This window comes from Pseudoroseomonas cervicalis (assembly GCF_030818485.1).
Lineage (GTDB): Bacteria > Pseudomonadota > Alphaproteobacteria > Acetobacterales > Acetobacteraceae > Pseudoroseomonas > Pseudoroseomonas cervicalis_A.
In genome coordinates, this window is the sequence record NZ_JAUTAJ010000004.1 from 3651646 (window position 1) to 3669909 (window position 18264).

General features: G+C 75.5%; 11 protein-coding genes. 10 read left to right on the forward strand and 1 reads right to left on the reverse strand.

Annotation, left to right across the window (positions count from 1 at the left end):
• Positions 1–190 precede the first annotated feature (190 nt).
• The gene (locus tag QE401_RS21195) at positions 191–1942 is read right to left on the reverse strand and encodes a DEAD/DEAH box helicase (protein ID WP_307140282.1); all 1752 of its coding nucleotides are present in this window, start codon (positions 1940–1942) and stop codon (positions 191–193) included.
• A 333-nt stretch (positions 1943–2275) separates the two neighbouring features.
• On the opposite strand from QE401_RS21195, the gene QE401_RS21200 reads away from it, so the two are divergent.
• The 10 genes from QE401_RS21200 (at position 2276) to QE401_RS21245 (ending at position 18261) form a co-directional block, all read left to right on the forward strand.
• Positions 2276–2995, forward strand: a complete 720-nt coding sequence (locus tag QE401_RS21200; protein ID WP_307140082.1) for an alpha/beta fold hydrolase — start codon at positions 2276–2278, stop codon at positions 2993–2995.
• Between the two features lie 109 nt (positions 2996–3104).
• Positions 3105–3455 (forward strand): hypothetical protein, encoded by a 351-nt coding sequence (locus QE401_RS21205; protein ID WP_307140083.1) that lies wholly within the window; start codon positions 3105–3107, stop codon positions 3453–3455.
• Between the two features lie 132 nt (positions 3456–3587).
• Complete coding sequence (locus QE401_RS21210; RefSeq protein WP_307140084.1) at positions 3588–4694, forward strand: family 8 glycosyl hydrolase; 1107 nt, start codon at positions 3588–3590, stop codon at positions 4692–4694.
• A 106-nt stretch (positions 4695–4800) separates the two neighbouring features.
• On the forward strand, positions 4801–6375 hold the full coding sequence (locus QE401_RS21215) for a hypothetical protein (RefSeq protein WP_307140085.1): 1575 nt from the start codon (positions 4801–4803) through the stop codon (positions 6373–6375).
• 9 nt (positions 6376–6384) lie between these two features.
• A complete protein-coding gene (gene bcsQ / locus QE401_RS21220) occupies positions 6385–7242 on the forward strand; it encodes a cellulose biosynthesis protein BcsQ (protein WP_307140086.1) in 858 nt (285 codons plus the stop codon).
• 3 nt (positions 7243–7245) lie between these two features.
• On the forward strand, positions 7246–12159 hold the full coding sequence (bcsA, locus tag QE401_RS21225) for a UDP-forming cellulose synthase catalytic subunit (protein WP_307140087.1): 4914 nt from the start codon (positions 7246–7248) through the stop codon (positions 12157–12159).
• Entirely contained in the window at positions 12159–15995 is a 3837-nt protein-coding gene (locus tag QE401_RS21230) for a cellulose biosynthesis protein BcsC (RefSeq protein WP_307140088.1), read from the forward strand. Before bcsA ends, QE401_RS21230 begins: the two co-directional genes overlap by 1 nt.
• Positions 15996–16108: 113 nt before the next feature.
• A complete protein-coding gene (bcsD, locus tag QE401_RS21235) occupies positions 16109–16588 on the forward strand; it encodes a cellulose biosynthesis protein BcsD (RefSeq protein WP_307140089.1) in 480 nt (159 codons plus the stop codon).
• Between the two features lie 114 nt (positions 16589–16702).
• Complete coding sequence (locus QE401_RS21240) at positions 16703–17857, forward strand: Re/Si-specific NAD(P)(+) transhydrogenase subunit alpha (protein WP_307140090.1); 1155 nt, start codon at positions 16703–16705, stop codon at positions 17855–17857.
• A gap of 11 nt (positions 17858–17868) precedes the next feature.
• Positions 17869–18261: an NAD(P) transhydrogenase subunit alpha part 2 gene (locus tag QE401_RS21245; RefSeq protein ID WP_007003260.1), complete on the forward strand. Its 393-nt coding sequence runs from the start codon at positions 17869–17871 to the stop codon at positions 18259–18261.
• The last annotated feature ends 3 nt before the right edge of the window (positions 18262–18264 follow it).

Consider the following 18264-nt stretch of genomic DNA (forward strand, 5'->3'; position numbering starts at 1 on the left):
GTCGGGCGCCGGCTCAGCGGCTGAGGATCAGGCGCGGAGATTGGCGCGAACGCACCGTTTGGGCAATTTCTGGTCCGCGCGGCGCGGGCCGCGCGGAAAAGCCTGGCCGCACCCGGCATGGGGGGCGGCGCGCGGTGCCGGGGGCACCCCCGGCGAGGCCGGGCAGGGGCAGCGCCCCCGCCCGGCGCCTTCAGGCGGCCTCGGCGCCGTTCTCCGCGGCCCGCGGGGCCGACTCGGCCGGGGCGGTATCGCGCTGCGGGCGGGGGATCGGGATCAGCATGAAGGCCGGGACCTGATCGCCGAAGCCCAGCACCGGCGGGCCCAGATCCTCGCGGTCGCGGCGGCGGTCGTCGCGATAGTCGCGGCGGCGCTCGTCGCGGCCCTGGCGCGGGGCCTCGTCCCGCTCGCGGCGCGGCGATTCATCACGATCGCGGCGCGGCGCTTCGTCCCGGTCACGGCGCGAGGTTTCCTCGCGCGCATGGCGCGGGGCCTCGTCCCGCTCGCGGCGCGGCCGCTCCTCGCGGGCGGGGCGGGGCGCCTCGGCCTCGGCGAAGCGCTCCTCGGCGCCGCGCTCCTCGCGCGGGCGGTCCTTGTTGAGGCCGCGGCGCGCGACCTCCTTGCCCTCGCGGCGGCCTTCCTCGCGCCGGCCTTCCTCGCGGCGGCCATCGCGCTTGCCATCCTTGCCGCGGCCGCCCTTGGCATCGCCGCGGCCACGCCCGCGGCCGCCGCGCGGCGCGCTCGCCGCCTCGGCCAGCTCCTCGGGCGTCACCGGGTCCAGCCCCTCGATCTCGATGCGCGGGATCGGCTTGCCGGTCAGCGCCTCGATCGCCGCGACCAGCTTGACGTCATCGGCGGTGGCGATGGTGTAGGCATTGCCCTCGCGCCCGGCGCGGCCGGTGCGGCCGATGCGGTGGACATAGTCCTCGTCGCGGAAGGGCACGTCGAAATTGTAGACATGGCTGAGGCCGCCAATGTCGATGCCGCGCGCCGCGACGTCGGAGCAGACCAGCAGCTGCAGCTCGCCGGCCTTGAACTTCTCCAGCGTCTGGAAGCGCACCGATTGCGGCAGGTCGCCATGCAGGGCGCCGACCTTGAAGCCGTGCTTGGTCAGGCTCTTGTGCAGGATGTCGACATCGCGCTTGCGGTTGCAGAAGATCAGCGCGTTCTGCACATCCTGGCTGCGGATCAGCCGGCGCAGCGCTCGGCGCTTGTCCTCCGGCTGCACGAAGGCCAGGCCCGCGGTGATGGTGGTCGCGACCGAGGCCGGCGGCGCCACCGTGATCTCCTTCGGGTTCTGCAGGAAGGCATCGGCCAGCTTGCGGATCTCGGGCGCCATGGTGGCGCTGAAGAACAGCGTCTGCCGCAGTGGCGGCAGCAGGCTGACGATGCGCTCGACATCCGGGATGAAGCCCATGTCGAGCATGCGGTCGGCCTCGTCGATGACGAGCACCTTGCAATCGGCCAGCATGACGCGGCCGCGCTCGAACAGGTCGATCAGCCGGCCCGGCGTCGCGATCAGCACATCGACGCCCTTGTCCAGCACGTCGCGCTGGTCGGACATGCTCTCGCCGCCGATCAGCAGGGCGTGGTTGAGCTTCATGTGCTGGCCGTACTTGACGAAGTTCTCGGCCACCTGAAGGGCGAGCTCGCGCGTCGGCTCCAGGATCAGGCTGCGCGGCATGCGCGCCTTGGCGCGCGACCCGGCCAGGATGTCCATCATCGGCAGCACGAAGCTGGCGGTCTTGCCGGTGCCGGTCTGCGCGCAGCCCAGCACGTCGCGCCCCATCAGCACGACCGGGATGGCCTGCTCCTGGATGGGCGTCGGGTGGACATAGCCGGCCTCGGCGACGCCGCGCAGCAGCGCCTCCGACAGGCCCAGATCCTCGAAGACAGGGCGCGGCGGCGCGGCCTCGTCCGGCGCGGAGTCCGCCGGGGGCGTCATGACATCGGAAAGCTCGGTCTCGGCCACGCTGGGCGCGGTCACGTCAGGCTGATCGCTCAAGGGCAGTCGGTTCCTTCGCCGGCTGTGGCGGCGGGAGTGGGGCCGGTCCGCCACGCGAAAGCCGCGCGGCGCGTCTTCCGGCCTGCGAGAGCCGCATATGCGCCGCTTGCACCGGATTGGCAAGGTTTTCCGGCCCGTCCTGCGCCGGGGCCAGGGTTGCGCGGCGCCGCCCCCGCAGGCGCCGCGGCACCTGGCCCGGCCACCGCCCGGTGCCGGGCGGGCGCGGCCGGCGCCGCGGTTGCGGCCCCCGCGGGCGCGGCGTAGCAACGGGGCATGTCCGCCGCCCCGACCCAAGCCACCCGCCCCGCCCTGATCCTGCTGCCCGGCCTGCTCTGCGATGCGCGGCTGTGGCGCGACGCGGTGGAGGGGCTCGGGGATGTGGCGGAGCACCAGGTGGCCGACCTGACGCAGGACGACACGCTGCGCGGCATGGCGCTGCGCGTCCTGGAGACGGCGCCGCCGCGCTTCGCCCTGGCCGGCCTGTCGATGGGCGGCTACGTCGCCTTCGAGATCCTGCGCCTGGCGCCGCAGCGGGTGACGCATCTGGCGCTGTTCGACACCTCCGCCCGGCCGGACAGCGTCGAGGCGGCGCGGCGCCGGCGCGGGCTGATGGCGCTGTCGCGCAGCGGCCAGTTCCGCGGCGTCACGCCCCGCCTGCTGCCCAGCCTGCTGCATCCGGAGGCGGTGGCGGGGCCGCTCGGCCATGAGGTGCGGGCGATGGCCGACCGCGTCGGCCATGACGCCTTCCTGCGGCAGCAGATGGCCATCCTGCACCGGCCGGATTCGCGCCCGCTGCTGCCCGGCATCACCCAGCCCAGCCTGGTCGCGGTGGGTGAGCAGGATGCGCTGACCCCGCCCGAGCTGGCCGAGGAGATGGCCGGGCTGATCCCGGGCGCCGTGCTGGCGCGCATTCCGCACAGCGGCCATCTGCCCACCATGGAGCAGCCGGCCGCCTGCGCCGCGCTGCTGCGCGCCTGGCTGGCGCGCGGCTGAGCGGCCGCGCTTGGGCGATGGCCTGCGGCGACCTATCTGTAAGGGAGCGATGCGCGGCGCCGGCCGGCCGCGCGCCCTGACGCCGACCCCGGCCGGGAGGAGAGGCGCGATGCGACACGCCCTGTGCCGGGCGCTGGCCAGGCTGGCGCTGGCCGCCCCGCTGGCGATTCCCATGGCGATCCCTGCGGCCAGCCCGGCCCGGGCGGAGCTGTGGATCGGCTTCGGTTATGGCTATGGCTCGTTCTACGCGGCGCCGCCCGTCTATGCCTATCCGCCGGCCTATGCCGTTCCGCCGGGGCCGCTCTACGCCACGCCCTATCCGGCGACGGCCCTGCCGCCCGGCCAGCCCTGCTATGCCGGGGCCTATATGTGCCAGACCGAGCGCCCCGCCCTTCCGGGCGAGGCCTGCTCCTGCCCCGCCAAGGGCGGCGAGCGCGCCTGGGGCCGCGTCGGCGGTTGAGCCAGAGTTAACGAGTGCGTCAGCGCCGCCGTCGCGCGGGGCAGGGCTCTGTCACAAAAATGAGCGCAGTCGCGCGGTTCTCGGCGCGGCGCTCTTCACCCTCCGGCAAGCCCGGCGCCGCATGCTGCGGGCATGCGGACCATGTCGCGCCGGCTGCTGCTGGGGGCTGCCGCCCTGCTGCCGGCGCCGCCGCGGGCGGGGCCGGCCTGGGCGGGCACGCCCGGGATCTCGCCTGCCAGCCTGTCCGCCTCCGGCGTGCCGCAGCCGGGCGCGGCGCCGGGGCCGGCGCTGCTCGCCGGCTGGGCGCAGTTCCGCCGCGACTTCCTGCTGCCCGAGGGGCGGGTAATCGACACCGGCAACCGCCAGGTCTCGCATTCCGAGGGGCAGGGCTGGGCGCTGTTCTGCGCCGAGCGCGCCGGTGACCGCGCCGGCTTCGAGCTGATCTGGAACTGGACGCGGCGTGTCCTGGCGCGGCCGCAGGACCGGCTGCTGGCCTGGCGCTATCTGCCCGACCAGCCGGCCGACCCGGTGCCGGACCGCAACAACGCCACCGATGGCGATCTGTTCGCCGCCGCCGCCCTGCTGCTGGCCGGCCAGCGCTGGGGCCAGGCCGCCTATGCCGAGGCCGGCGCCGCCATCGCGCGCGACGTGCTGCGGCTGCTGCTGCGCCAGGTGGCCGGGCAGACGGTGCTGCTGCCCGGGCTGCGCGGCTTCGAGAGCGCCGAGCGCGTGGTGCTGAACCCCTCCTACTACGCCTTCCCGATCCTCGGCGTGCTGGCGCGCGGCGTGCCGGATCCGGCCTGGCTGGCCCTGGCGGCGGATGGGCTGCTGCTGCTGCGCCGCGCCCGCTTCGGCCGCTGGGGCCTGCCGCCGGACTGGCTGCAGATGGAACGCGCCGATGGCGCGCTGAGCCTGCCGGCGCAATGGCCGCCGCGCTTCTCCTATGACGCCATCCGCGTGCCCTTCTACCTGTGCTGGGCCGGGCTGGCGGCGGAGCCGGCGGCGCAGGCGGCGGCGCGTTTCTGGGCTGAGGCCGGGCCGCCCCCGGGCCCGGCCTGGGTGGATCTGCAGAGCGATCGCCCCGGCCCCTATGCCGCCGCGCCCGGGCTTCGCGCGTTGGCAGCCTGGGTGCAGCGCCGGGCGACCGGCCGGACCCCGGAATCGCCGTTGCTCACGAACCCGAGAGACGATTATTATGCGTCCGTCTTAAAATTGCTCCTGGCCGTGGCTGAACCATAAATCGCCACGCTGCATGATTTTAGAGACGTCTTGTCATGAATTCAGAGGTTTCGCGTCCGGGGGCAAGCGGGCATTCTTGGTCCCCGGAAGGGAGTAGAGGCGGCAGATGGGTCAGGATATCGATGTCGCCAGGGTTGTGGCGGCGCTGCGGGCCCCGGGCATCCGCTACCGCTCCTTCGGCAACCAGCCCGTGAGGGCCGAGCCCGACGCCCCGGCGCCCTCGCTGCGCCAGGCCCTGGTGCGGTTCGCCGAATCCGCCGCCGCCGAGCCGGCCGGCGCCACGCCCGAAACCACGCCCGTGCCCGCCGCATCCGAGGCGCCGCCGGCCCCGCTCTTCACCCCCGCCGCGCCATTGGTCGCCCCACTGGCCGCGCCCGCCCCGCTGGCGGCCGCCCCGGCCTCGCCACTGGCGGCGCTGCTGGCGGGCGCCGGGCAGGGCGGCAGCGCGCCGCACCAGGCCGCCCCGGCCGAGGCGCCGCGCGAGACGCCCTTGGCGGGGGTGCTGTCCTCGCTGCTGGCGCCCGGCGCCGCGCCGGCGGCCGCGCCATCGCCCGCGCTGGCCATCCCCCCGGCGCCGGTCGCGGCCATGCCGGCCGCCCTGGCGCAGCCCGTGCCGCCGCCGGCCGCGCCCGCCGCCCCGCCGGCCGCCGGCCTGGCCGCGCTGTTCGGGCAGGCGGCGCAGCCCGCGGCCGCGCCGCCGCAGCCCATGCCCACAGCCGCGCCGGCCCCGGCCCCGCCGCCCGGCTTCGCTGCCCCGGCGCTGCATGCGCTGCCGCCGGCGCCGCCCGCCGCCCCGCCTCTCGCCACGCCGCCCGCCGCCGCGCCGATCGCCGCCCTGCCGGGCTGGGGCCAGGCCGCCCCGGCCGACAGCGCCGCTGCCCCCGCCGGCTATCCGCCGGCCATGGCGCCGCAGCCGCAATTGCCTCCGGTCCCGGCCGCTGGCGGGCTGGGCGGCGCGGCCTCGCTGCTGGCGCTGCTGCAGGCCACCGCCCCGGGCGGGGCGGAGCCCGAGGCGCCGCATCGCGAGCTGCTGGCCCAGCTGCGCCCGGCGCCGATGCCGGCGGCGCCCTCGCTGCTGGCGGCGCTGTCCCCGGCCGCGCATCGCCCGGCACCGACGCCGCGCCCGCTGCCACCGCTGGAGCTCGGCCGGGCGCCCGCCATGCCGATGGGGCTGGCCGCCACCGCGGCGACGCCCTTGGCACCCCCTGTGGTCCCCCCTCTGGCGCCGCCCCCCGCCATGCCCGCCGGCCAGCCGGGCTGGCCGCAGCCGCCCGCCTCCGGGGCTGTGCCGGCCGAGGCCCGCGGGCCCGCGGGCCTGCCTGCCGCCCCGGTCGCCCCCGCCCAGCCCGGCCTGACCGACCTGCTGCGCCGGGTGACGCCGGAGGCGCCGCCCGCCGCCGCCTACCCGCAGCCCGCCCCGGCCCAGCCGGCGCCCGCCTGGCCGCCCCAGCAGGCCGCCGCCCCCTTCGGCGCCACGCCGGGCGCGGCGCAGCCCGCGCCGCTCTTCCCGCCGGCGCAGAGCCATCTCCCGCCGGGACATGCCCAGCCGGGGGCCATCCAGGCGGGACATGTCCAGACGGGGCACATCCAGACGGGGCATGGCCACCCGGGCCATGCCCAGCCGGCCGCCGCGCCGCTGGCCGATCTGCTGCGCGGCCTGCGCCTCTCCGGCCAGGGCTGAGGAACCGGCATGCCGCTGATCCTGTTCGCCTCGCCCAAGGGTGGCGTCGGCAAGACCACGCTGGTCGCCAATGTCGCCGATGCGCTGCGCCGCCAGGGGCGGTCGGTGCTGGCGCTCGACCTCGACCCGCAGAACGCGCTGCGGCTGCATTTCGGCCTGCCGCTGCAGGACGCCGCCGGCTACATGGCGCAGCTGCCGCAGCGCCCGGACTGGCGCACGCAGCAGCGCATGACGCCCTCGGGCGTGGCCCTGCTGCCGCATGGCGCGATCGAGCTGCGCGCCGCGCTGGAACAGGCCCTGGCGCTGGAGCGCGAGCCGGCGCTGCTGGCCGCGCCGCTGCGCGACATGCTGGCCGATCCGCGCCTGCTGGTGCTGGCCGATCTGCCGCCCGGCCCCTCCCACGCGCTCGCCGTGGCGGCGCCACTGGCCTCGGTCATCGTCACCGTGCTGCAGAGCGAGGCGATCAGCGCCGCCATGCTGGGCGAGGTCGAGAGCGGCCGGTTCCTGGGCAGCGGCACCATGGCGGCGATCGTCGCCGGGCGGCTGCAATTCGTGCTGAACGGCGTCGACCTGCACTCCCGCCTGTCGCGCGCCGCGGCCGAGGCGGTGGCGCGGCATCTGGGGCCGCGCCTGCTCGGCGCCGTGACGCGGGATGAGGCGCTGGCCGAGGCGCTGGCGCAGCAGCGCCTGGTGCAGGAGGTGGCGCCGGCCAGCCCGGCGGCCGAGGATCTGCGCCAGATCGCCCGCACGCTGGAGGCGCTGCTGCCGCCCCCGGCCGAGCCGCCGCCCTACGCGACCCATTCCGCCCATCCCTCGGGCCCGCCGGCTTCCGGCCAGGCCTATTCCCCCTTCTGGGGAGGATTCTGACCCATGCCGCCGATGCGCCGCCTGCTGCCTGCCGGGCCGCTGCTCTGGGGTCTGCTGACCCTGGCCGGCGCCACCCTCGGCCTGACCTTCATGGTGGCGCCGCTGGAGGCCGAGCAGCAGGCCTGGCTGGCGCTGGCCGGCTTCCTGGTGTTCCTGATCGTCGGCCGCTCCCGCTCGCGCCCGGCGCTGTTCTTCCTGGTGGCGCTGTCGACGCTGATCTCGCTGCGCTACATCTACTGGCGGGTGACCGAGACGCTCGACTATTCGGGCTTCTTCGCCACCTTCCTCGGCACCGGCCTGGTGCTGGCCGAGATCTACGCCGTCATCGCCCTGCTGCTCTCCTATTTCCAGCAGCTCTGGCCGCTGGAGCGCAAGCCGGTGCCGCTGCCGGCCGACCCGGCGGAATGGCCGGTCGTCGACGTCTTCATCCCGACCTATAACGAGCTGCTGGAGGTGGTGAAGCCCTCGGTCTTCGCGGCGCTCTCGATGGACTGGCCGCGCGACAAGCTGCGCGTGCACATCCTGGATGACGGGCGGCGCGAGGAGTTCCGGCAATTCGCCGCCGAGGCCGGCTGCGGCTACATCATCCGCCCCGACAACAAGGGCGCCAAGGCCGGCAACATCAACCACGCCATGACCAAGACGGATGGCGAATACATCGTCATCTTCGATTGCGACCACGTGGCGACGCGCGCCTTCCTGCAGCTCTCCATCGGCTGGATGATCCGCGACCGCGGCATCGGCATGCTGCAGACGCCGCACCATTTCTACTCGCCCGACCCGTTCGAGCGGAACCTGGCCTCCGGCAAGCGCGTGCCGAATGAGGGGCTGCTGTTCTACGGGCTGGTGCAGCAGGGCAACGACCTGTGGAACGCCACCTTCTTCTGCGGCTCCTGCGCCGTGCTGCGGCGCACCGCGCTGGAGCAGGTGGGCGGCGTGCCGACCCAGACGGTGACCGAGGATTGCCACTGCTCGCTGAAGATGCAGCGCCTAGGCTGGCGCACCGCCTATCTGCGCATCCCGCTGGCCGCCGGCCTGGCGACGGACCGGCTGATCTCGCATATCGGCCAGCGCATGCGCTGGGCGCGCGGCATGATCCAGATCTTCCGGGTGGAGAACCCGCTGCTCGGCCCCGGGCTGAAGCTGTACCAGCGGCTCTGCTACCTGAACGCCCAGTGGCACTTCCTGTTCCCGCTGCCGCGCTTCGTCTTCCTGACCGCGCCGCTGGCCTTCCTGCTGTTCGGGCAGAGCATCATCGCCGCCTCGCCGCTGGCCATCGTCGCCTATGCCGGGCCGCATGTGGTGCATTCGATCGCCACCAACAGCCGGCTGCAGGGCCGGGTGCGGCACAGCTTCTGGTCGGAGATCTATGAGACGGTGCTGGCGCTCTACCTGCTGCCCGTCGTGCTGGCCACGCTGTTCGACCCGACCAAGGGCAAGTTCAACGTCACCGACAAGGGCGGCACGCTGCAGGAGGGCTATTTCGACCTGCGCGCCGTCGCCGCCAACTTCATCCTGGCGGTGTTCCTGGTGCTCGGCCTGCTGTCCGGCATCTACGGCATGGCGGCCAATTCCCCCGCCAGCCAGGAATTCCAGGCCAATCTGCTGAACGCCATCTGGGTGGTGCTGTCGCTGATCACGGTGATGGCCGGGCTCGCCGTCGGCCGCGAGCGGCGCCAGGTGCGCGAGCGCCACCGCGTCAGCGCCCGGCTGCCCAGCGCCGCCATCCTGCCCGATGGCCGCCGGGTGGAGGGGGAGAGCGTCGACCTCTCGCTGGGCGGCGCGCTGCTGACCATGCCGCGCCCCGAGCGCTTCGGCGAGGCCGCGCCGCCGCCGCCGGTCCTCGCCCTGGCCGGCGCCGGCGAGCCGGCCCCGCCGCCCCCCGCCGAGGCGAACCGGCTGCTGCTGGAATTCGACCTCGGCCCCGACCGGGTGCGCATCCCGGCCGAGGTGCTGCGCTGGGAGGGCGAGCGCATGCAGGCCCGCTTCCTGCCGCAGCGCATGATGGATGAAGGCAATATCGTGCGCGCCGTGCTGGGCCGCGCCGATGCCTGGATGGATTGGGACCGCGTGCGGCCGGACCGCCCGATGCGCGCTTTGCTGGAGGTGGCGGTGAGCATCACCGGTCTGTTCCGTGGCGACAGCCAGCTTTCCTTCCGCGGCCGCCGGCGCCGTCGCGAGCAGGCGCGCAGCGCCGCATCGCGCCGCCTGCCGGGCCAGGGCGCCGCGCCCGAGGGGACGGTGGCGGCCACCGGCAAGCCCGGGAGCAAGCGCGGCGCCGCGGCGCGCCGGGCGGCCGCGCTGCTGCTGGCGCTGGGCGGCGGGCTGGCGCTTGGCGCCCCGGCCGCGGCGCAGCGCCTGCAGGCGCCGCCGCCGCCGACGCCGCTGGTGCAGCAGCCGCCCATGGCCGCGCCGGCCGGGCCGCTGCCCAATGCCGCGCTGCTGCCGGTGCAGGCCGTGCCGGCCCAGGCGCCCTCCGCCGCGCCGCCGCCGCTCTTCTCGGCGCCGCAGGGGGGAGCTCCGACCGGGGCTGCGGGGGGCACGCCCTCGCCGCAACCCTTCGCGGCGCCGCCTGCGGCCCCGCCCGGCGCGCCGCCGGGCCTGCCCGACCTGACCCAGCCCCAGGGGGGTCCCCCGGGTGGCCCCCAGGGCGGCTTCCAGGGTGGCTTCCAGGGCGGCGCGCCCTTCGCGGCGCCGGCGCCCGGGGCGGCCCCCGGCAATGGCGCGCCGGCTCCGGGCGGGGCCTTCGGCGCCACCACCGCCAGCGGCGGCGCCTCGCGCGTCGAGAGCCGCACGCTGAAGCAGCTGGGCCTGGCCGGGCCCATGCAGCTGCGCGGCACCTCGGACCTGCAGGGCGTGCTGTTCGGCATCCGCTCGGACGAGGTGGTGACCAGTGCCCGGCTGGTGCTGCAGGGCGCGACCAGCCCGGCGCTGATCCCGGAGCTGAGCCAGATCGCCATCGCGCTGAACGAGCAGTTCGTCGGCACCATCACGCCGGAGCGCGCGCGCCCCTCCTTCGGGCCGATCGAATTCCCGATCAACCCGGTCTTCTTCGCCGACACCAACCGGCTGAATTTCCGCTTCACCGGCCGCTATGCGGTGGAGTGCAACGACCCGCTCTCCGGCCTGCTCTGGTCGACCGTGTCCGACCTCTCCACCGTGCATCTGACGCTGGAGAAGCTGCCCCTGGCGCGCGACCTGGCGCGGCTGCCCGAGCCCTTCTTCGATCCGCGCCTGCGCAACGAGCCGCTGACCCTGCCGGTCGTCATGGCGGATGCCGCCGGCAACGACCTGGTGCGGGCGGCGGCCATCGCCACCTCCTGGTTCGCGGTGCAGGCGGATTACCGCGGCGCCTCCTTCCCGGTCAGCGCCAGCGTGCCGCAGCGCGGCAACGCCATGGTGCTGGTGGCCGGCAATGACAGCGTGCCCGGCGTCACCCTGCCGCGCTTCGAGGGGCCGACGCTGGCCGTGGTGCCGAACCCGGCCGATCCCTCCGCCTCGCTGCTGGTGGTGGGCGGCCGCACCGGGGCCGAGGCCGCCGCCGCCGCCCAGGCGCTGGCGGTCGGCCGCCAGGCGCTGTCGGGCGAGCTGGCGGTGGTCACCGCGCCGGACATGCCGGCGCGCGCCGAATACGACGCGCCGCGCTGGATCCGCACCGACCGCCCCGTGCGCTTCGGCGAGCTGGTCGACCCGTCGGAGCTGCAGAGCTACGGCTTCGCCCCCGGCGCCATCGCCATCCCCTTCCGCACCGCGCCCGATCTCTACACCTGGCGCGAGCGCTCCCTGCCGGTCGATATCCGCTTCCGCGCGCCGCCCGGGCCGGTGACCGATGTCGCCGTGTCGCGGCTCGATGCCTCGCTGAACAACATCTATCTGCGCTCCTTCCCGCTGCGCGAGGTGGAGCCGAGCTGGCCCTGGAGCTGGGTGGCGCGCAACACCGGCCTCGGCGCCCCGCCGGAGCGCGGCGAGGGCGCGCTGGGCCTGCCGCCCTATCTGGTGTTCGGCCAGAACGAGCTGCAGCTGCGCTTCGACATGCGGCCGCTGAACCGCGGCGACTGCATCTCGATCCCCGGCGACATCCGCGCCTCGGTCGATCCGGACAGCACCATCGACCTGTCGCGCGGCTACCGCTTCACCGAGCTGCCGAATCTCGCGCATTTCGCCGGCGCCGGTTACCCCTTCACCCGGCTGGCCGATTTCTCCACCTCCGCCCTGGTGATGCCGGAGCGGGCCAACACGCTGGAGCTGTCGGCCGCCTTCACCCTGCTCGGCCGGCTGGCCGCCAGCGTCGGCCATCCGGCGACGCGCATCGCCGTGGTGCGCCCGGCGGGGCTGGCCGAGGTCGCGGATCGCGAGCTGATGGTGATCGGCGCGCTGGGGCGGCAGCCGGCGCTGGCCCAGCTGCTCGGCAGCCGCAGCCCGCTGCAGATCGAGGGCAACCGCGTCTCGGTGGCGCTGCCCGGGGCGCTGGAGAATTTCCGCAACCTGTTCCTGACCGATGACCGCATGCTGGACCGCGAGCGGCTGGAGGCGGTGCTGGCCAATCCGGGCGAATCGACCGGCATGCTGATCGGCTTCGAGAGCCCGCTGAAGGGCGGTCGCTCGGTGGTGGCGCTGACCGGCACCACGCCGCAGGGCATGGACGCCATGGTCACCGCGCTGCGCGACCCGGAGATGCTGCCGCGCATCCAGGGCGATCTGGCGCTGCTCTCGGGCGGGCGGCTCACCGCCTACAAGATCGGCAGCAACTACACGGTGGGTTTCCTGCCGCCGCATCTCTGGCCGCAATACTGGCTGGGCAGGAGGCCCGATCTCCTGCTAGCCCTGGCGATGGTGGCGGCGCTCTGCCTGGCCGTGCCGGCCTATTGGCTGCTGCGCCGCCGCGCCGCTCAACGCCTCCGGACCAGGACGCAATGATGCCGCTCCGCGCCGCGCTGCTCGCCACGGCCTGTTCCCTCGCGCTGCTGCCGGCCCTGGGGGCGGCGCCGGCCCGGGCGCAGGACGCGGCCTATGCGGTGCTGCTGGAGCAGGCGGAATACTGGCGCCTGCAGGGCCGGCCGGACCGCGCGGCGCTCACCCTGGACCGGCTGCTGGCGGCCGAGCCCGATCATCCGGGCGCGCTCGCCGCCGCCGTCGCCGCCCGCGCCGAGCTGGGCGAGGTGGAGGCGGCGACGCGGCATCTGGAGCGGCTGCGCCTGCTGGCGCCGGCCGATCCGCGGCTGCAATCGGCGGCGCTGGCGCTGCGCGGCGCGCAGCTCGACCCGCAGGCGGTGGAGGCGGCGCGCCGCCTGGCGCAGGGCGGCGCGGCGGATGAGGCGGTGGCGCGCTATCGCGCTTTGTTCGGCGGCAGCACCCCGCCGGATGCCTTCGCGCTGGAATATTACGAGGCGCTCGCCGGCACCGCCGAGGGCCAGGCCGAGGCGCGCGACGCGCTGGAGGCGCTGGCCGCCGCGCGGCCGCAGGATGCGCGGCTGGCGCTGGCGCTCGCCCGCGCCATGACCTATCGCCCCGGCTCCCGTGCCGAGGGGGTGCGGCGGCTGCGGGCGCTGGCGGCGCAGCCGGACAGCGCCGCCCCGGCCATGGCCGCCTGGCGCGCCGCCCTGCTGTGGGAGCCGCCCTCGGCCACGCAGATCCCGGCCATCGAGGCCTATCTGGCGGTGGCGCCGCAGGATGCCGCTCTGCGCCAGCGCCTGGCCGAGGCGCGCGGCGCCGGCGCCGGGCATGAGGCCGGGGCGCGCCGGCTGCGCGGCTTCGCCCTGCTGAATGCCGGGCGGCTGGAGGCGGCGGCGCAGGATTTCGAGATCGTGCTGGCCGCCCGCCCGGGCGATGCCGAGGCGCTGGGCGGGCTGGGCCTGGCCCGGCTGCGCCAGGGCCGCATCGCCGAGGCGCGGCGCAGCCTGGCCGAGGCGGTGGCGCGCGACCCGGAGTCCGGCCGCGCCCGCTGGGGCCGCGCGCTGGAGGGCGCCAGCGGCGACAGCCAGCCAGAGCAGGCGCGCGCCCTGGCGCAGCGCGGCGCCCATGACCAGGCCGAGGCGCTGCTGCGCCGCGCGCTGCGCCGCGATGGCGCCGAGCGGGCCGAGGCCGAGGCGCTGCTGGCCGAGCTGCTGCTGCGCCGTGGCGACTGGCCGGGCGCCGAGCTGCATTACCGCGCCGCGCTGGAGCGCCGCCCCTTCCTGCCCACCGCCCTGGCCGGTCTGGCCGAGGCGCTGCAGCGCCAGGGAAGGGTGGCCGAGGCCGGGTCGCTCGCCGCCCTGCGCGGGCGGCTGCTGGAAGGCAGCGCGGCGCAGCGGGCCGAGGCGCTGCGCCTGGAATCGCTGCGCGCCGGCGACGCCGAATCGGCCGCCGGCCTGCTGCGCGCCGCGCTGGCCGCCGAGCCCGGCAATCCCTGGCTGCGCCTCGATTTGGCCCGCGCCCTGGCGCGCCAGGGCATGGCCGGGGAGATCCCGGCGCTGCTGCCGGCCGGGGAGGGCGCCGCGCCGGACACGCTGCAGGCCGCCGCGCTGCTGGCCGCCGATGCCGGCCGCATGGGCGAGGCGGCGCTGCTGCTGGAGCGCATCCCGGCCCGGCTGCGCAGCGCCGAGATGGTGCGGCTGGCCCGCCGCGTGCGGCTGAACCTGCTGCTGGCCGAGGCCGCCGAGCCCGCCTCCTACGGCCATGCCACCGAGGCGGCGCGTCGTCTGGTGGCGCTGGCCGGCCAGCCCGACCCTTCGGGCGAGCTGGCGGCGCTGGTGGTGCAGGCGCTGACCGGCGCCGGCCAGCCGGTGGCGGCGGAACAGGCGGCCGAGGCCGCGCTGGCCGCCAATGCCGGCGCCCCCGCCAGCGCCCGGCTGCGCCTGGCCGATGCCCTGGCCGAGGCCGGGCTGGACCGCGCCGCCGGCGCGCTGGCCGCCAGGCTGGCGCAGGAGGGAAGGCTCAGCCTGGATGAGCGGCGCCAGCTGGCGGTGCTGCGCCCCGGCGCCGATGCCGGCCCTGTCCTGGCCCGCGCCGAGCCGCGCCCGCGCGCGCCGGAGGCTGCGCCGCAGCCGGTGGTCGCGCAGCAGGCGCCGCCGCCGGGTCCCGCCCCTGGCCCCGCCATGTCCGACCCGCGCGCCACCCAGCGCCTGGCCGAGGCGGTGCTGCGCCGCGACCCGCGCCATGTCGAGGCGCGCGCCAATGCCATCGAGGCGGCGCTGGCCCTGGGCGAGGGCGCCCGGGCCGAGGCGCTGCTGGAGGATGGCCGCGCCCTGCTGCCGAATGATCCGCGCCTGTCGCTGCTGGAGGCCCGCATGGCCCGGCTGCAGGGCGACGGGGTGCGCGCCCGCGCCGCCCTGGCCCTGGCCGCCGAGCAGCGCCGCGGCCAGCTCGGCGCCGCGCCGGGCGGCATGATGGCCCAGGGGGGCGCGCCGCAGCCCGGCGCGCCGCAGCGCGTGGCGCTGGCCGGGCAGGGGCTCTCCGCCCCGCCCGCCGCCTATGGCGCCGTGCCCCAATCCTACGCCCAGCAGCAATACGCCCAGCAGCAGTATGCGCAGGCGACCTATCCGCAGGCGGTCGGCCAGACGGGCTTCCCGCTGCCGCTCTCCGCCCCGCCCGCCGCGGTGGAGGATCCGCTGCTGCGGCAGATCGATCGCGAGCTGGCCTCGGTGCAGGACGAGGCGGCGCCGCGCCTGGCCGCCAGCTTCAACGCCCGCGGCCGCTCCGGCGAGGGCGGGCTGGACCGCATGACCGAGTTCGGCGCGGGGGCCGAGGCCTCGGCGCCGCTGCCGGGCGTCGGCGGCCGCGTCACGCTGCGCGCCCAGGCGGTGACGCTGGATGCCGGCGACATGTCGCAGAATGCCGCGACGCTCAGCCGCTTCGGCAGCGGCGCGCAGATCGTGCCCAGCAATGGCAGCCTCTCGGCCGACCAGGCGCGGGCGCTGACGCCCTCGGGCACCACCGCCTCCGGCCTGTCGCTGGGGCTGGGCTATGCGCGGGACAGCTTCTCGGCCGATATCGGCTCCACCCCGCTCGGCTTCCGCAAGCAGAATGTGCTGGGCGGGGTGGAGGTGGCGCCGGCGCTGGGCAACAATCTGCGCCTGCGCGTCACCGCCGAGCGCCGCGCCATCACCGACACGCTGCTCTCCTGGAGCGGCATGCGCGACCCGAGCAGCGGCACCACCTGGGGCGGCGTGGTGCGCAACACCGGGCGCGGCCAGCTCGAATACGCGGTGGGCGATACCAGCTTCTATCTGGGCGGCGGCTATTCGACGCTGGAGGGCGATGGCGTCGCCGACAACACCCGCATCGAGGCCTATGGCGGCGTCAGCCACGCCTTGTATCGCCGCGCCGATTCCGAGCTGGTGACCGGCCTCGACCTGCTCTACCAGTCCTACGACAAGAATCTGCGCTACTTCACCCTCGGCCATGGCGGCTATTTCAGCCCCCAATCCTTCGTCGCCGCCTCGGTGCCGCTGGATTACCGGGCACGCTCGGGCGATTTCTCCTACCGCATCGGCGCCAGCGTCGGCATCGCCTCCTTCCGCGAGGATCGCAGCGCCGTCTTCCCCGACGATGCGGCGCGCCAGGCGCAGCAGGAGGCGCTGGCGGCGTCCAACAGCGGCTACACCGCCTTCTATGCCGGCCAGTCGCAGACGGTGGTCACCGCCGGGCTGCGCGCCGATCTGGAATATGCGGTGACGCCCAGCCTGCGGCTCGGCGCCGCGCTGCGCTATGACCGCTCGGCCGATTGGAACGAGGCGCGCGGCCTGCTCTATGCCCGCTACCGCATCGACCAGTAGTGTCAGTGCGGCAGGCCGCGAATCGGCCGACAACCACGGGTTGCAGGCGCGACCCGCGGGGCGGCGCGAGGGGCGGCGGAGAGTTGGGCGGCAGGCGGTAGGGACGAGACAGGATGCAGGGCACCCCCGGAAGCGATGCGGCCATGCTGGCCTATCTGGCGCGGCGCGGCACCAGCGCGCAGTGGCGCGGTTTCCTGCGCGCCCTGGTCGAGACGCTGGATGGCAGCCTGGACCGCGCCGGGCGCGACGCGCTGCTGCGCGCCGTCGGCGGCCGGCTCGGCGCCACCCTGCCGCTCGGCCCGGCCGACACCCTGGCCTCGCTCGAGGCGCGGATGAACGAGGCGCTGGCCGGGCTGGAATGGGGTTTCGTGGGCATCGGGGTGGATGAGGCCGATCGCAGCCTGCGGCTGACGCATCACGCCATGCCCGCCGTGCCGCTGCCGGCCGACGAATCGGGGCATTGGTTCGGCGCCGTGCTGGAGGGCCTCTACGGCGCCTGGATGACGGCGCAGCAGGGCGGCGCCACGGGCGGGGCCACCATGCGCGTGGTGCAGAGCGATACGGCCAGGCTCGTGCTGCGCTACGGCAGCTGAGGCGCCGCGCCCGGCCGGGCGCGCCCCGCCCCGGCCACCCCCCGGGCGCGGATGCCTTGCGGCGCCGCAACAGCCTCGGCATCCTCGCCCGCAAACCTGGGAAGGAGGATCCGGATGCGCCTCGCGGTGCTCAAGGAAAGACGCGCGGGCGAGACCCGCGTCGCCGCCACGCCGGAGACGGTGAAGAAGCTGATCGCGCTCGGCCTCGCCGTGGTGGTGGAGAGCGGCGCCGGCCTCGCCTCCGGCCTGCCGGATGCGCAGTATCGCGAGGCCGGGGCGGAGATCGCCCCCGACGCGGCCGCGGCGCTGGCCGGCGCCGGCATCGTGCTGAAGCTGCGCGCGCCGCTGGGCACGGGGGAGGGGGCGGTGGACGAGCTCTCCCTGATCCCGCGCGGGGCGCTGCTGATCGGCACGCTCGACGCGCTCTCCGAGCCGGCCCGCGCGCGCGTCTATGCCGAGCTGGGCATCGATGCCTGCTCGATGGAGCTGCTGCCGCGCATCACCCGCGCGCAGAGCATGGATGTGCTCTCCTCCCAGGCCAATCTCGCCGGCTACCGCGCGGTGATCGAGGGCGCGGGCGCCTTCGACAAGGGTTTTCCCATGCTGATGACGGCGGCGGGCACCATCCCGGCGGCCAATGTCTTCGTCATGGGCGCGGGCGTGGCCGGGCTGCAGGCGATCGCGACGGCCCGGCGCCTCGGCGGCCGCGTCTCGGCCACCGATGTCCGGCCGGCGGCGAAGGAGGAGATCAAGTCGCTCGGCGCCAGCTTCGTGGGCTATGAGGATGCCGAGAGCCAGGCGGCGCAGACCGCCGGCGGCTATGCCAAGCAGCTCTCGGCCGAGTTCTACGCCAGGCAGGCCGAGGTGGTGGCCGCCCATGTGGTGAAGCAGGATGTCGTCATCTGCACCGCGCTGGTGCAGGGCCGCAAGGCGCCGATCCTGCTGACCGCCGAGATGGTGGCCAGCATGAAGCCGGGCAGCGTGGTGGTCGATATCGCCGCGGATGCCGGCGGCAATTGCGCGCTGACCGTGCCGGGGGAGAGCATCACCACCGAAGGCGGCGTGAAGATCCTGGGCCACCGCAACTGGCCCGGCCGCATCCCCGCCGCCGCCTCCAGCCTCTATGCGCGCAACCTGCTGACCTTCCTGACCACCTTCTGGGACAAGGAGGCCGGCGCGCCGAAGCTGCCGGTGGAGGATGAGATCATCCGCGGCGTGGCGCTGACCCGCGCGGGCGCCGTCGTGCACCCGCAACTGGCGCAAGCCTGAGGAGAGAAGCGATGAACGCGACCGATCTCGCCAACCAGGCCTCCGCCACGGCGGAGCGCGCCCTGGCGCTGGCCGCCCAGGCGCGGCAGATGGCCGAGGCCGTGGCGCCGGTGGCCCAGGCCGCCGAGCCCTTCCTGCTGCTGCTGACGATTTTTCTCCTCGCCTGCTTCGTCGGCTACTACGTCGTCTGGAACGTCACGCCGGCGCTGCACTCGCCGCTGATGGGCGTCACCAACGCCATCTCCTCGGTCATCGTGGTGGGCGCCATCCTGGCCACCGGCCTCGGCGATTCCTGGGCGGCGAAATTCTTCGGCTTCCTGGCGGTGACGCTGGCCTCGGTGAACATCTTCGGCGGCTTCCTGGTGACGCGCCGGATGCTCGCCATGTTCAAGAAGAAGGGCTGAGGC

Bases quoted from the DNA above. Each gene is read 5' to 3' on its own strand.
- QE401_RS21210 (WP_307140084.1), top strand. From the start codon at position 3,588: ATGCGGACCATGTCGCGCCGGCTGCTGCTGGGGGCTGCCGCCCTGCTG.
- QE401_RS21230 (WP_307140088.1), top strand. From the start codon at position 12,159: ATGCCGCTCCGCGCCGCGCTGCTCGCCACGGCCTGTTCCCTCGCGCTG.
- QE401_RS21200 (WP_307140082.1), top strand. From the start codon at position 2,276: ATGTCCGCCGCCCCGACCCAAGCCACCCGCCCCGCCCTGATCCTGCTG.
- QE401_RS21215 (WP_307140085.1), top strand. From the start codon at position 4,801: ATGGGTCAGGATATCGATGTCGCCAGGGTTGTGGCGGCGCTGCGGGCC.
- bcsQ (WP_307140086.1), top strand. From the start codon at position 6,385: ATGCCGCTGATCCTGTTCGCCTCGCCCAAGGGTGGCGTCGGCAAGACC.
- QE401_RS21195 (WP_307140282.1), bottom strand. From the start codon at position 1,942: ATGACGCCCCCGGCGGACTCCGCGCCGGACGAGGCCGCGCCGCCGCGC.
- QE401_RS21240 (WP_307140090.1), top strand. From the start codon at position 16,703: ATGCGCCTCGCGGTGCTCAAGGAAAGACGCGCGGGCGAGACCCGCGTC.
- bcsD (WP_307140089.1), top strand. From the start codon at position 16,109: ATGCAGGGCACCCCCGGAAGCGATGCGGCCATGCTGGCCTATCTGGCG.
- bcsA (WP_307140087.1), top strand. From the start codon at position 7,246: ATGCCGCCGATGCGCCGCCTGCTGCCTGCCGGGCCGCTGCTCTGGGGT.
- QE401_RS21245 (WP_007003260.1), top strand. From the start codon at position 17,869: ATGAACGCGACCGATCTCGCCAACCAGGCCTCCGCCACGGCGGAGCGC.
- QE401_RS21205 (WP_307140083.1), top strand. From the start codon at position 3,105: ATGCGACACGCCCTGTGCCGGGCGCTGGCCAGGCTGGCGCTGGCCGCC.